Origin of the sequence: Modestobacter versicolor (genome assembly GCF_014195485.1) — a bacterium.
In the GTDB taxonomy this organism is placed as follows: domain Bacteria; phylum Actinomycetota; class Actinomycetes; order Mycobacteriales; family Geodermatophilaceae; genus Modestobacter; species Modestobacter versicolor.
This window is the reverse complement of sequence record NZ_JACIBU010000001.1, coordinates 2937427-2951281: the sequence shown is the minus strand read 5'-3', so window position 1 is coordinate 2951281 and position 13855 is coordinate 2937427. Positions and strand designations below refer to the sequence as shown.

Annotated in this window: 13 protein-coding genes; 6 read left to right on the top strand and 7 right to left on the bottom strand. The window is 76.7% G+C overall.

Annotation, left to right across the window (positions count from 1 at the left end; genetic code table 11):
- Positions 1-92: 92 nt before the first annotated feature.
- Entirely contained in the window at positions 93-869 is a 777-nt protein-coding gene (locus FHX36_RS14375; RefSeq protein ID WP_246405486.1) for a sensor histidine kinase, read from the bottom strand.
- 37 nt (positions 870-906) lie between these two features.
- Here FHX36_RS14375 and FHX36_RS14370 point away from each other — a divergent pair, with 37 nt between their 5' ends.
- The 3 genes from FHX36_RS14370 to FHX36_RS14360 all read left to right on the top strand — a co-directional run bounded on the left by FHX36_RS14370 (position 907) and on the right by FHX36_RS14360 (position 4112).
- A complete protein-coding gene (locus FHX36_RS14370) occupies positions 907-1551 on the top strand; it encodes a response regulator (RefSeq protein ID WP_258372702.1) in 645 nt (214 codons plus the stop codon).
- A gap of 116 nt (positions 1552-1667) precedes the next feature.
- A complete protein-coding gene (locus FHX36_RS14365) occupies positions 1668-2915 on the top strand; it encodes a glutamate mutase L (RefSeq protein ID WP_110552059.1) in 1248 nt (415 codons plus the stop codon).
- Between the two features lie 150 nt (positions 2916-3065).
- Positions 3066-4112 carry a hypothetical protein gene (locus FHX36_RS14360; RefSeq protein WP_183513845.1) on the top strand — a complete coding sequence of 349 codons (1047 nt, stop codon included), beginning with the start codon at positions 3066-3068 and terminating at the stop codon, positions 4110-4112.
- A 27-nt stretch (positions 4113-4139) separates the two neighbouring features.
- Here FHX36_RS14360 and FHX36_RS14355 read toward each other — a convergent pair whose 3' ends face one another.
- The 5 genes from FHX36_RS14355 to FHX36_RS14340 form a co-directional block, all read right to left on the bottom strand.
- On the bottom strand, positions 4140-4781 hold the full coding sequence (locus tag FHX36_RS14355) for a pentapeptide repeat-containing protein (protein WP_110554310.1): 642 nt from the start codon (positions 4779-4781) through the stop codon (positions 4140-4142).
- A gap of 15 nt (positions 4782-4796) precedes the next feature.
- Entirely contained in the window at positions 4797-5669 is an 873-nt protein-coding gene (gene yidC, locus FHX36_RS14350) for a membrane protein insertase YidC (protein WP_110554311.1), read from the bottom strand.
- Positions 5670-5823: 154 nt separating this feature from the next.
- A complete protein-coding gene (locus FHX36_RS23975) occupies positions 5824-6132 on the bottom strand; it encodes a hypothetical protein (protein WP_343056622.1) in 309 nt (102 codons plus the stop codon).
- 38 nt (positions 6133-6170) lie between these two features.
- Positions 6171-7652: a PH domain-containing protein gene (locus FHX36_RS14345; protein WP_183513842.1), complete on the bottom strand. Its 1482-nt coding sequence runs from the start codon at positions 7650-7652 to the stop codon at positions 6171-6173.
- Entirely contained in the window at positions 7649-8164 is a 516-nt protein-coding gene (locus FHX36_RS14340; protein ID WP_110553822.1) for a PH domain-containing protein, read from the bottom strand. Before FHX36_RS14340 ends, FHX36_RS14345 begins: the two co-directional genes overlap by 4 nt.
- A gap of 71 nt (positions 8165-8235) precedes the next feature.
- Between FHX36_RS14340 and FHX36_RS14335 the strand changes: the two genes are divergently transcribed.
- Complete coding sequence (locus FHX36_RS14335; RefSeq protein WP_246405485.1) at positions 8236-8580, top strand: rhodanese-like domain-containing protein; 345 nt, start codon at positions 8236-8238, stop codon at positions 8578-8580.
- Here the strand turns inward: FHX36_RS14335 and FHX36_RS14330 are convergent.
- Complete coding sequence (locus tag FHX36_RS14330) at positions 8577-10193, bottom strand: long-chain fatty acid--CoA ligase (RefSeq protein ID WP_110553824.1); 1617 nt, start codon at positions 10191-10193, stop codon at positions 8577-8579. The two genes, FHX36_RS14335 and FHX36_RS14330, sit on opposite strands and share 4 nt — an antisense overlap.
- Positions 10194-10388: 195 nt before the next feature.
- On the opposite strand from FHX36_RS14330, the gene FHX36_RS14325 reads away from it, so the two are divergent.
- Complete coding sequence (locus tag FHX36_RS14325; protein ID WP_246405484.1) at positions 10389-11291, top strand: ABC transporter ATP-binding protein; 903 nt, start codon at positions 10389-10391, stop codon at positions 11289-11291.
- On the top strand, positions 11288-13852 hold the full coding sequence (locus FHX36_RS14320; RefSeq protein ID WP_183513841.1) for an FtsX-like permease family protein: 2565 nt from the start codon (positions 11288-11290) through the stop codon (positions 13850-13852). Before FHX36_RS14325 ends, FHX36_RS14320 begins: the two co-directional genes overlap by 4 nt.
- Positions 13853-13855 lie beyond the last annotated feature (3 nt).

The window sequence follows — 13855 nt, the reverse complement described above, 5'->3', positions numbered from 1 at the left end:
GCCCTCGCGGTGACACCTCTCTGATGCCCCCGCCCGCTGTCACCCCCGTGCCGTCCCGTGGCCCCTCGGGGCCGACCTGCGCGGGCCCCCCGTCAGCGGTCGGGCAGCGCGACGACCAGGGTGAACGCGCCGTCGGCCCCCTGCGACCACAGCAGCCGGCCGCCGAGCTCCCGGGTCTGCCGCCGCACCGACCACAGGCCCAGGCCGTCCAGGTCGACCGGCGGCGTCTCCTGGCTCAGCCGGCTCACCACGGCCTCGGCCGGCACCCCGGCCTGGGTCACCGCGAGCCGCACCCACCCGTCGCGCCGGTCGGCGTCCAGCCGGACCGGCCGGCCCTCCCCATGCCGGTGGGCGTTCTCCAGCAGGTTGGTGAGCACCCGCTGCACCCGCGCGTCGGCCACACCGACGTCGGCGGCGTCCTCGCCCAGCCGTACCGCCAGCTGGTGCGCCGGCAGGCCCGAGGCGTCGACCGAGGCGCGGACGACGTCGACCAGCCGCCGGGTGCCGCGCCGTCCCGGGGCGCCGCCGGTTGCGTCGGCGGTGCGCAGCATCGAGGCCAGGTGCCGGGTCTGCGCGCGGGCGAGCTCGAGCAGCTCGGACCCGGCGGTGTCGTCGTCCAGCCGGGCCAGGGCCGACTCCAGCGCGGCCAGCGGGCTGCGCATGTCGTGGCACATCGCCCGCACCAGGGCGTCGCCGGTGCTCACCTGCTCCGGTGCGGACGGGCGGAACCGGGTGCGCAGCGTGCGCACCACCTCGGTGACCAGATGGGGGAACGAGCCGGTCCGCGTGTCAGCTGCGAGGGTCACGGGCACCTCCGGGTTGCGGTCGGTCAGCCACGCCGGGCGCAGCGAGACCTGTGGGAGAGACATGGAGGGCTTCGACGCCGAGGCTGGGCACCGACCCCCCGTGGACGTGGTCGTCATCGACGACCACCCCTTGTTCAGCCGGGGGCTGGAACTGCTGCTGCCCCCGGAGAGCGGTGGGCGGGTACGGGTGGTGGGCACCACCGAGGACGCCTCGGCCGGTGCGGCGCTGGTGCGGCGGCACAACGCGGACGTCGCCGTCGTCGACCTGCACATGCCCCCGCCCGGTGGCACCCGGGCGATCGCGGCGATCCACCGCGCCGACCCGATGGTGCGGATCGTCGCGCTGTCCGGGCTGGCCGAGGCCGACGCGGCGCTCGAGGCGCTGCGCGCCGGGGCCAGCGGCTTCCTGCCGAAGACGACGTCGCCCGAGGCGCTGGTCCGGCCGCTGCTCGCCGTCCTGGACGGCTGGTCGGTGATCCCGGAGGAGCTGCTGCGCCAGCTGCTGCACGACGCGGCGCCCACCGCCGACCGGGGCATCGCCAGCCGGCTCTCCGCCGACGACCGGCGGCTGTGGCGGCTGGTGGCCGCCGGCACCAGCACCGTCGACATCGCCACCACGCTGCACGTCTCCGAGCGCACGGTGAAGCGGCTGGTGGCCAACCTGCTGCGCCAGCTCAAGGTCTCGACCCGGGTGGAGGCCGCGGCGCTGGCCGGCCGGGTGGGGCTGGAGGGCACGGCGAACTGACCGGCGCGGGGGCGGGCAGCTCGGCAGCATCACGCGCGCCCTACCCGGTGCCCCCGCCCGCATTCCCGGACCGGACAGTTCCGTAGCGCTCCGGTCGCCGTCGCTACTGTCCGCGCATGGCCGACCTCCTCTGCTGCGTCGACATCGGCTCCACGTGGACCAAGGCGGCGCTGGTCGAGCCGGCCGGTGGCCGGCTGGTGGCGACCCGGCAGGCCCCGACGACGCCCGACGACGTGGTCTCCGGCGTGCTGGCGGCCACCGCGGGGTGGGACGCCCCGGTCCGGGCGTGCTCCAGCGCGGGCGGCGGGCTCCGGCTGGCGGTGGTCGGCTACGAGGAGCTGATCAGCGCCGAGGCGGGGCACCGGGCCGCGCTGTCGGCCGGTGCGCGGGTGGTGCACGTGGCCGCCGGGCGGCTCTCCGGCGCGGCGCTGGCCGAGCTGGCCGGGGTGGCGCCCGACGTCGTCCTGCTGGTCGGCGGCACGGACGGCGGGGAGGCCGGGGTGCTGCTGCACAACGCGGCCGCGCTGGCCGGGCTGGCGCGGCCGATCCCGGTCGTGGTGGCCGGGAACGTCGCCGTCCGGGACGAGGTGGTCGCGCTGCTGGCCGACGCCGGGATGCCGGTGACCCCCGCCGACAACGTGCTGCCCGACATCGGCCGGCTGGCGCCGGAGTCGGCGCGGGCTGCGATCCGGGACGTCTTCCTCACCCACGTGATCGGCGGCGACCGGCTGTCGACCGACCCGCGGCTGCGGCGGTGGGTGCGGTCGGTGACCCCGGACGCCGTGCTGGACGGCGTCGCGGCGCTGGCCGGGCTGCGCGCCGGCGCCGAGGTGCCCGGCGTGCTGGTGCTCGACGTCGGCGGCGCCACCACCGACGTGCACTGCGTCCCGGTGGCCGACGCCGAGCAGTCGGCGCTGCAGCGCTCGGCGGTCGGCGTCCCAGCCCGGCGGCGCACCGTGGAGGGCGACCTCGGGGTGCAGGCCAGCGCCGGGGCGCTGCGCGAGGCGGCCGCGGCCGAGGGGCTGGCACCTCCCGGCGCGGACGGGCTGTCGCTCGGCGAGGCGGCCGCGGTGGTGGCGCTGCGCCGGCACCTGCGGGCGGAGGCGGCCTACGGCCCGGGTGGGGCCAGCGCGCGGGGCGTGGGGCTGGTGGTGCTGTCGGGAGGTGTCTTCCGTCACTCCGACCCGGCCGCGGTGGCCGCCGTGGTGGAGCGGGTGGCCGCCGATCGGGGCGGGGCGGGGGGCGTGCTGGCCGGCACCCAGGTCGTCGTCGACACGCAGTACGTGCTGGCCGGGGCGGGTCTGCTGGCCGACGACCACCCCGTGGCGGCTGCCGGGCTGCTGCGCACGCTGCTGCCCAGGTGAGCCGCCGGGACCGCTCCCGGCCGCGACGCGCTGCCCGCTGAAAGCCTGTCACGGAGCGATACCGAACCGTTACAGTTCGCTCGCTCCGCCGCTGCGACGCAGACGTCTGCAGGCCCGGTCTCCCTCCTCGAGCACGACGAGAGATCTCTGATGATGACGAACCTGGCAGCTGCGATGGTGGCCGCCGTGCTGGCCCTGATGGGCTCCGGCACGCCGACCCCCGCCCCCGCCCCCGTCGCCGCGCCCGTGGCGGCCCCGGCGAGCTCCCTCCCGAGCGCGCCGGCGACCACGGCGCCCGCCCCGTCGGCCGTACCGGCGACGACCACCCCGGCCGCGACGCCGGTCGCGGCCGTGACCGGCTCGGCGCTCTCCTGGGCCCCGCCGGCCGGCTGGCAGGCCTTCCCGCAGAAGACGGTCACCTCGGCGACCGCGCTCACCGTGCTGGACGGCCGCGGCGGCGACCTGCGGGTCACCCTGCCCAGCACCCCGGTCGGCCCGATCACCATCCAGAACTGCCGCAACGCCGTCCTCATCGGCGGCAGCATCCGGGTGCTGCCGTCCTCGCTGGTCAACGGCGCCGACCAGCGCGCCATCTACGTCAAGGGCTGCACCGGCACCGTGCACATCGAGGGCGTGCTGATCGACGGGAACGTCGCGGGCGCCGAGTCCGACGGGATCGCGGTGAGCGCGCCGTCGGCGGTCGTACAGGTGCAGAACGTGCGGGTGATGGGGCTGCGCGGCAGCGAGAGCGGCAACCACGCCGACGTCTTCCAGCCCTGGGGCGGGGTGCGGGAGTACCGCATCGACCGGCTCACGGCCAGCACCAACTACCAGGGGATCAACGTCAAGCCGGCCACCGGCGGCATCGGCTCGGGGACGATCCGCAACACCAACATCGCCAGCTCCGGGGTCACGCCCGTCGACAAGGGCGGCTACTTCTTCTGGATGAACTGCGACCAGCACCCGATCGCGCTGGAGGACGTGTACGTGTCCCCGCGCAGCGGGCGGGTGTTCGGGCAGAGCGTCTGGCCCGGCATCACCAACGCCACCTGCCCGGCGACCGTGTCCGGTGGGGTGGCGAGCTGGCCGGGCTCCCCGTCGACGACCGGTGTCGTCCGCCAGGGCGCGCCGCTCGGCGGCGACTTCGTCCCGGCCGGCACCGTGGGCGCCGGGTACGTCTCCCCCGGCTACCGCTGACCGGGGGGCCGACGGGCCCGCGCGCCGTCAGCCCACCCGGATGCCGAGCTCGGCGGCCATGCCGGCCGACCAGCCGGCGAGCTGCGCCCCGCTGATCGTGCAGCCGCGCAGGCCGGTGACGCCGTCCAGCTGCTCCACCTCGGCGCCGCGCAGGTCCACGCCCCGGTTGCGGGTGCCCGCGAGCACCAGCGAGCCGATCGTGCACCCGGCCAGCCGGACGTCGCGCAGGTCGGCGCCGCTGAGGTCCAGCTCCCCGATGGTGCAGCCGGTCAGCGTGAGGTCGACCGCCGTGGCTCCGCGGAGGTTCACGAAGTCGACCTTCACGCCGTCCAGCGCGACCCGGGTGAGCTGGGCGCCGTGCGCGGTCAGCGCACCGAACCGGCCGCCGGACGCCACGACGTCCAGCAGCGTCGCGCCGACCAGCGACCAGTCCGGGGACCGCAGGTCGGTGAGCAGGCAGCTGGCCAGCCGGGCGCGGTCGAAGACCACGCCGGCAACGTCGCAGTCGGCCAGCGCGCACTCCAGGAAGCGGGCGCCGGTGGCGTCGCCGGTGAGCTCCAGGCCGGTGTAGCGCAGCCCGTCGGCGGTGCCCCCGCCGGTCAGCTCCGGTCCGGGGGCGTCGTCCAGCTCGGGGAGCAGGGCCTGGAGGTCGTCGGCGTCGATCGGCACGACCCCATCCTGGCCTCAGCGGCGCCGGCCCGGTCCCCGACCCCGGCCGGAGCCCCTGCCCCGGTCGGGTCGCGCGCCCGGGCGCGGGGGCAGCGTCCGCGACGGGGACGGCGGCGGGGGACCGGCAGCGGCGAGGGCGGCCGGGGAGCCCGGCGGCGGGAACCGGCGCAGCACGTACAGCTGCTGGCCGAGGGTCCACAGGTTGTTCGTCGTCCAGTACAGGAGGACGCCGACGGGGAAGAAGAAGCCGGTCACCGCCAGGCTGGTCGGCATCCCGTAGAGCAGCAGCCGCTGCACCGTCGCCGCCTGGCCGGTGACCGGCCCCGAGCGCCGCTGCGTCGCCCGCTGGGTGAGGAAGCTGGTGAGGCACATGGCGACGATCAGCACGACGGCGACCACCGCCGTCGTCGTCCCGGCCGGGTGGTCGGTGAACGAGCTGGAGACCGGAGCGCCGGCCAGGGTCGCCTCGGCGGCCTGCTGGGTCAGCTCGTAGGACCAGCTGTAGAGCCCCTCCTTGCCCGGGGCGAGCCGGCGCAGCACGTGCAGCAGGGCGAGGAACACCGGCACCTGCAGCAGGGCCGGCAGGCAGCCGGCGAGCGGGCTGACGCCGCGCTCCTGCTGGAGCCCGCGGATCGCGGCCGCGAGGGCCTGCGGGTCGTCGCGGTGCTGCGCGCGCAGCGCCTGGACCTGCGGCTGCAGCTCCTGCACGGCGCGCTGGGAGCGCACCTGCCGGGTGGACACCGGGAACAGCAGCAACCGGACGGTGACGACGAGCAGGGCGATCGCCAGGGCCCAGGCGGCGCCGCTGGCCGGGTCGAGGACGGTGGAGAACAGCGCGTGCCACTGCTTCAGCAGCCACGCGATCGGGGTGTAGAGCCAGTCGAGCACGGGGGGACCTCGAGACGGGTCGGGGCGCGGCGCGCCCTCGGGGCGCGACGCGGGGAACACGGAGGTGCCCGGTCTCCTCGGGAGACGGGCGGGCGCGCGCAGCAGGACCGCTGCGGCGGTGGGCCGGCTCAGCCGGCGGCGGACCGCGGGAGGGTCAGGCGGGCTGCGGTGCCCGGGGGAGCACCCGGCCGGGAGCGCGGGGGCTGCTCTGCCGGCGGAACACGCCGCGGCGGCACCTCTCGTCGTTCGCGGGGGCGTCGGGGGAGACCTCGGTGCGGGTGGCGACATGAGCGGCCCGCGGCGCCCGGGTGAGCAGCCCGGCGGCCAGCGCGACGGTCAGCGCGGCGCTGAGCGCGGTGACCGACGCGGCCGAGCCGTCGACGGGGATCACCAGCACCAGGGCGCTGAGCAGGCAGGACAGCAGCAGAGCGCGCCGCGTCGCCAGCTCGGAGACCCATGCCACGGCTCCAGTGTGGGCCCGGCGGGGCCGGCGGAGCAAGATCAGCCGCCGCGGGCGGGTTCCAGCGTGGCGGCCCAGGCACCGGACGCGGCGCGGGTGAACGGGGCGGCCTCCTCGGCGGCCATGTCCACCGCCGCGTAGCCGCCCCGGCCGGCGCCCACGCAGGCCAGCACGGTCACCAGCCCGGCCCGGCGCTGGACGACGCTCTGCCGTACCTGCCAGCCGACGACCGCCCGCCGCTGCAGCACGGTGTGCTCCTGCACGAGCCAGCCCGACCGCACCGCGAACGACCGCGGTCCGGCGGTGTGCCCCAGGGCCGCGTACCTGGCCCGGCCCAGCGGCACCCCCAGCACGGTCAGCACGGCGCCGGCGGCGAGCAGCCACCACCAGCCGGCCAGCGGGGTGAGCACCGCGCCCGCCAGCAGCACGGCCAGCCCCAGGCCGCAGGCCCGGACGACGCTGCGCCGGCGGGCGGCCGGCGGGTGCCGGCGCAGCTCGCCGGGGTCGTCGACCAGCCGGGCGGCCAGCCTCCAGGCGGCCGGCCGCGGGCCCAGCGGCAGCAGCTGCCCGCGCCGGGCGGCGTCGCCCAGCCCGGTGACCAGCGCGCTGGCCCGGGCCGCGCCGGCCAGCCGCATGCCCAGGCCCGCGCTGATCGTCCAGCCGCGGATCCGGTCGATCTCCAGCTCGGTGTGCCGGCGGGTGACCAGCCCGCGGACGGCGACCAGCGACCCGCCGCGGCGGACCAGCCGGAACCGCCAGTTGACCGCCGCGCAGCCGATGACCGACCCGGCGACCAGCACGACCACCGCGGCGACCAGGAAGAGCGCCACGACCGTCGTCCCGGGCAGGTCGGGCTGGCCCAGGTCGGGACGCCACCGGTCGGGCACCTCGTCGGCCACCCGGAACAGCGCGCCGACCGCGGCCATCGGGACGGCGAGGTAGCCACCGACCAGCGGGGCGTAACGCAGCCAGCGGGGGTCGAAGCGGGTGTACTCCTCCTCCGGCTCGGGCCCGGCGGGCTCGCCGTCCGGGCCCACCTCGACACCGGCCGGCACCCGCCGGGTCAGCAGCCGGGCCCGGAGCCGGTCGCCCTCGGCGCGCGGGACGCCGTCGACGACGAGCTCCTCCTCCTTGCCGCCGACCGAGCCGGCCGCCGCGTCGATGCGCACCCGGACCAGGCCGACCAGCCGGTGCAGCGCCGGTGCCTCGACCTCCACGCCGCGGATGCGGTCGATCGGCACCGTGCGCACCGACCGGGAGAGCAGCCCGCGGGTGACGACGACCGACGTCGGGCCGTCGGCGTAGCTGAAGCGCCACCAGGACAGCGCGGCCCACAGCAGCGACAGCAGCGTGACGGCCACCGCCAGCACGACCACCGTCGTCGGGCCGTCGCCCAGCCCGCGGCCGGCGGCGACCGCCAGCACCACCGGCACCAGCGCGCGGGCCTGCTTGAAGGTGACCGTGTGCAGCACCAGCACCCAGGCCGACGTCCGCCGGCCGGCCGGCTGGCGGGTGTCGCTCACGTGGCCTCGTCCCGGACCAGCTCCGCCCGGCGGGCCAGGTCGTCGGCCACCCGGCGCGCGACCTCGGCCTCCAGGTGCGGGATGCGCACGGTGCCCTGCGAGGAGGCGGTCAGCACCGCCACGCTGGCCAGGCCGAACACCTGCTGGACGACGCCGCGGGTGACGTCGACGGTCTGGATCCGGGAGACCGGCACCAGCGTCCAGGTGCGGTCCAGCCAGCCGGTGAGGGTGTAGACCGCCTCGGCGGTGATCTCCCAGCGGTGCACCCGGTAGCGCAGCCGGGGGCGGACCCCGATGGCGACGACGCCGTACACCACGACCAGCACCGGCCCGGCCCAGCGGACGACGGTGACCAGCCACCCGGCGTCCGCGGGGACGAAGAGCAGGAAGGCGGTGACCGCCAGGCCGTAGACCACGGTGCCGAGCACCCCCTGGGCCACCCACAGCCCGATCGCCGAGCGGGACAGCGACCAGGCGGGCTCGCGGACGGGCGCCGGCGGGGGAGGGGACATCGCTCTCATCCTGGCAGTGCCCGGCCACCGGCTGCCCGCTCCGCCGGTGGCCCGAGGTGGTGCGTGGGACCATGGCGAGCGTGATGATGCCGCAGCAGGTGCCCTCCGTGCCGGCCGCCGAGGTGCCCGAGGACGCCGTCGTGCTCGACGTGCGCGAGGACGACGAGTGGGTGGCCGGGCACATCGAGGGTGCGACCCACATCGCCATGGGCGATGTCCCCGCCCGCCTCGGCGAGGTGCCGGACGGCGACCCGATCTACGTGACCTGCCGGGCCGGCGGCCGCTCCGCGCGGGTCACCGCCTGGCTGAACCAGAACGGCTACGACGCGGTCAACGTCGCCGGGGGCATGGGCGAGTGGGACGCGGCCGGCCGGCCGATGGTGAGCGAGACCGGCCGCCCCCCGTACGTCGTCTAGCCCTTCACCGGGTACTCGGCGAAGCGGCTGCGCAGGTCCTTCTTGGAGAACTTGCCGACGCTGGTCTTGGGCACCTCGTCGATGAACTCCACCGCGTCGGGCAGCCACCACTTGGCCACCAGCGGCCGGATGTGGTCGAGGATCTCCTCCTCCGTGGCGGTCTCGCCCGGCTTGAGGACGACGCAGGCCAGCGGGCGCTCGTCCCACTTGGGGTGCGGGATCGCCACGACGGCCGCCTCGGCGACCTTCGGGTGGCTCATGATCGCGTTCTCCAGGTCGACCGAGGAGATCCACTCGCCACCGGACTTGATCAGGTCCTTGGTGCGGTCGGCGATCCGGATGTTGCCGTACTCGTCGAGCGCCGCGACGTCACCGGTCTTCATCCAGCCGTCGGGCGTCGACAGCTCCACCCCGGCGTCGGGGTTGTAGTAGTCCTTCGCGCACCACGGGCCGCGCACCTGCAGCTCGCCGGTCGCGGTGTCGTCCCAGGGCAGCGTGTCGGTGGTGCCGGCCTCGACGATCCGCGCCTCCACGCCGAACAGCGGCACACCCTGGCGCGCGCGGCGGGCGGTCTTCGTCTCCTCGTCGGCGTCCTGCCAGCGCCGGCTGAGCGTGCCGCCGGAAGCGACCGGGTGCGTCTCGGTCATGCCCCACGCCTGGTAGATGGGCAGCCCGACCTGCTCCTGGTAGGCCTGCGAGAGCGCCGGCGGCACCGCCGAGCCGCCGCAGCCGATCTTGCGCAGCTTGTGCGGGCGGCCGGCCAGGTGCGGCAGCACGCCCTGCCAGATCGTCGGGACGCCGGCGGTGAAGGTGACGTCCTCGTCGACGATCAGGTCGGCCAGCGCCTGCGGCTGCATCATCGCGCCGGGGAAGACCATCGCGGCCCCGGCCGCCGGCGCCGCCTGCGCGATGCCCCAGGCGTTGGCGTGGAACATCGGGACGACGGGCATCGCGACGTCCTCGACGCCGATGCCGAAGCCGTTGGGCGCGACCACCGCCATGGTGTGCAGCACCGTCGAGCGGTGGGAGTAGACGACGCCCTTGGGGTTGCCGGTCGTGCCGCTCGTGTAGCACATCGAGGCCGCTGAGCTCTCGTCGGTGACGTGGAACTCGACCGGCTCGGCATCGGCCAGCAGGGTCTCGTAGTCGAGCACCCGCGGGTCGTCGGGGACCGGGTTGTCGCCGCCGTCGTCCATCACCACGACGTGGTGCACGGTCTTCATCGAGTCGATCAGCGGCCACAGCAGCGGCAGCACGGTGCGGTCGACGAAGACGACCTCGTCCTCGGCGTGGTTGGCGATGTAGGTGAGCTGCTCGGGGAACAGCCGCACGTTCAGCGTGTGCAGCACCCGGCCGGTGCACGGCGCGGCGAAGTAGAGCTCCAGGTGCCGGGCGGAGTTCCAGGCGAACGTGCCCACCCGGCCGTCGGCGGTGATGCCCAGGGTGTCCAGCACGCCGCCGAGCCGCCGGGTGCGCTGCGCCCACTCGGCGTACGTGGTGCGCACCTTGCCGCCGGGGTTGTTCGTGACGATCGGGACGTCGCCGTGGTGCTGCTCGGCGTGCCGGAAGATCGTGTCGACGGTCAGGGGGACGTCCTGCATCAGCCCGCGCATGGCCGCATGGTGCCAGTGACCCGGCTCACGTTCCACCCGTCCCGGAACGCCCGCCGTCGGGCTGGCCCGACCCGCGGACACCGGCTGGCGTCATCGACGCGGCGGCCGGCGTCCAGCAAGATCGACTCCGAGGCACAGCGGACGTCTTCGTCCATCCCACCGAGGTCGACCCTCTCGACGTCGGGCCCTGGTCCGATGGCCGTCCGCCGCGCCCTGGACATGATCGAGATCGACAGCGCCGTCGACGTGACCTGCGACGAAGACGGAGATGAGCTGATGAGGATCACCAGGAGGCGCCCGGCAGCGGTCGGCGCCACGGCACCGGAGCAGCCGGCGGCCGACCCGCGCGAGGTGGTGTCGCTGCGGGACGTCGCGCGCACCTACGGGCGCGGCGACTCCACCGTGCACGCGCTGCGGGGGGTCTCGGTCGGCATGGCGCGCGGCTCGTTCACCGCGGTGATGGGCCCGTCGGGCTCGGGCAAGAGCACCCTGCTGCAGACCGCGGCGGGGCTGGACCGCCCCACGTCGGGCTCGGTGCTGCTCGGCGGCACCGACCTGACCACGCTCAGCGAGGAGCAGCTGACCCGGCTGCGCCGCGAGCGCATCGGGTTCGTCTTCCAGTCCTTCAACCTGCTGCCCTCCCTGACGGCGGAGGACAACGTGCTGCTCCCGCTGCGGCTGGCCGGCCGGCCGGCCCGGCGGCGGATGGCGGCCGAGGTGCTTGAGCGGGTCGGCATGGGCGGGTACGCCCAGCGGCGCCCGGCCGAGCTCTCCGGCGGCCAGCAGCAGCGGATCGCCATCGCCCGGGCGCTGGTCAGCCGCCCCGACGTCGTCTTCGGCGACGAGCCCACCGGGGCGCTGGACAGCGGGACGGCGACCGAGGTGCTCGGTCTGCTGCGCGGCATCGTCGACCAGGACGGCGCGACCGTCGTCATGGTCACCCACGACCCGCGCGCCGCCTCCTACGCCGACCGGGTGCTGTTCCTCGCCGACGGCCGGCTGGTCGCCGACCTCGCCGGCCCGTCGGTGGCCGAGATCGCCGACCGGATGGTCCAGCTGACCGGGGGCGCGCCCGCCGGGGCGGGGTCGCTGCGATGAGCTGGCGCCCCAACGGGCTGGCCCGCGCGTCCGTGCGGGCCCGGCCCTCCTCCTTCGTCGGCGCCTTCGTCGCGCTGCTGTTCGCCTCCACGGTGGTCTCGGCCGCCGCCCTGTTCCTGCAGACCGGCATCACCACCGGTGCCGACCCGGTCCGGTACGCCGGCGCCCCGGTGGTCGTCGCCGCCGACGACGAGCTGCGCGAGCGGCAGGGCGACGGCTGGACCGCCACGCTCCCGCTCGCCGTCCGCCCGCTGGTCGACGCCGGGCTGGCCGGCGTGCTGGCCGATCTGCCGGAGACCGGCCAGGTCGTCGCCGACGTCGCCTTCGACGTGTCGCCGGCCGACCCGGACGTCGCCGGCGCGGCGGGGGCGACCTGGTCGGCCGGGGCGTGGTCGGCGGCCGCCCTGCAGCCCGTCCGGCCCGGCGCGACCGCCCCCGGGCCGGGCGAGGTCGTCCTGGACCGGGCCACCGCCGAGGCCGCGGGGCTGGAGGTCGGTGACCAGGTCCGGCTGACGACGGCGAACGGCACCGGGTCGTTCGAGGTGGCCGGGCTGGTCGACGGCGGCTCCACCCGGGCCTGGTTCGTCGACGACGACGCCCCGGCCCTGGCCGGCCACCCCGACCGGGTGGACGCCGTCACGGTGCAGCCCGCCGCGGGCACCTCGACCGCGGAGCTCGCGGCGGCCGTCCGGGCCGCCCTGCCCGACGTCCCCGCACCGGCCACCGGCTTCGTGGTGGCCACCGGCCAGGAGCGCGGCGAGGTCGAGACCGTCGGCTTCGGCGCCACCCGGGAGACCCTGGTGGCCATCGGCGGCTCGCTGGGCGGGGTGCTGCTGGTGGTGGCGGTCTTCGTGGTCATGTCCACCACCGGCCTGGCCGTCGAGCAGCGGGCGCGCGAGCTGGCCCTGCTGCGCGCGATCGGCGCGACCCCGCGGCAGCTGCGCCGCACCGTGGCCACCGAGACGGCCGTCGTCGCCCTGCTGGCCGCCCCGCTCGGGCTGGTGCCGGGCGTGCTGGTCGCCCGCTGGCTGCTGGGTGCGATGACCGACCGCGGCTACCTCGTGCCTGGCGTGGAGCTCGACACCGGACCGCTCGCCCTCGCCGTCACCGTGGCGGTGGTGGCCGGCGCCGCGCTGGTGGCCGGGCTGCTCGCCGCGCGCCGGCCGGCGCGGGTGCGGCCGGCCGAGGCGCTCCGCGAGTCCGCGACCACCGGCGGGCGGCTGGGGCCGCTGCGCTGGGTGCTCGGGCTGGTCGCGCTGGCCGGCAGCGTGCCGCTGCTCATCCTGTCCGCGACCTCCGCCGGCGACCTGGGCATGGGGCTGGGGGCGACCGTCGTCCTGGCGCTGCTGCTGGCCGTCGGGCTGCTCGGGCCGGTGGTCGCCGGGCTGGTCGCCCGGGCGGTCGAGCCGCTGCTCGACAGGCTGGGGGCGCCGGGCCGGTTGGCCGCGGCCAACGGCCGGGCCAACAACCGGCGGCTGGCCTCGGCGCTGGTGCCCCTGGTGATGGCGGTGGCCTTCGCGGGCACCCTGCTGCTCCTGCAGGGCAGCCTGCAGCGGGCGACCACCGAGCAGCGGGAGGCGGCGCTGCAGGCCGACACCGTCGTCACCTCCACCGGGGCGGGGCTCCCCGCCGAGCTGGTCGAGGAGGCCGCCGGGCTGCCCGGCGTGCAGGCGGCGGTGGGCGTGCTGCCGAGCTCGGTCGTCGCCGGTTCCGCCGGGGAGCTGATGTCGCACAGCGCCGCCGGCCTCACCGGCGACCTGGACGACGTCGCGCTCGCCCTGGACGTGGGCGTGCAGGACGGCGACCTCGCCGCGCTGCGGCCGGGCACCGGCGACGGGGACGACGGCACGGTCGCGCTGGACGCCCTGTTCGCCGGCTCGCTGGACGCCTCGGTCGGTGACGAGGTGCAGCTCTACGCCGCCGACGGCGCCCCGCTGCAGCTGCAGGTGGTCGCCCTCTACACCCGGGGGCTCGGGGTCGCCTCGGCCCTGCTGCCGCTGGAGACGGTGGCGCCGCACGCGCCCTCGGACCGGCTGGAGCAGCTGCTGGTCCGGCACGACGGGCCGGTCACCGCCACCGGGCGCGCGGCGCTGGCCGACCTGGTGGGGCCGGGCGGGTCGCTGACCGACCGGGAGACCGCCACGGTCGAGCAGCGCGCCGCCGGGGCGCAGGACAGCTGGCTGAACAACGTGTTCGCGGCGGGGCTGGCCGGGTTCGCCGCCATCGCCGCGGCCAACACGCTGGTGATGGTGGCGCTGTCCCGCCGGCGGGAGATCGGCCTGCTCGGGATGATCGGCGCCACCCGCCGCCAGGTGCTGCGCACCGCCCGGCTCGAGGCGCTCGTGGTGGCCGGCGCGGCCCTCGGGCTGGGCGCGGCCATCTCCTGGGTGACCCTGCAGCCGGCGGTCCAGGGGGCCACCGGGTCCGGGCCCTACGTCCCGCTGCCGGTCGCCGCCGGGATCGCCGGTGGGGTGCTGGTGCTGACCCTGGTCTGCACCTGGGCGCCGACCCGGCTGCTGCTCCGCCGCCCGCGCGCGGCCGCCGTCGGCACCCGCGAGTAGCAG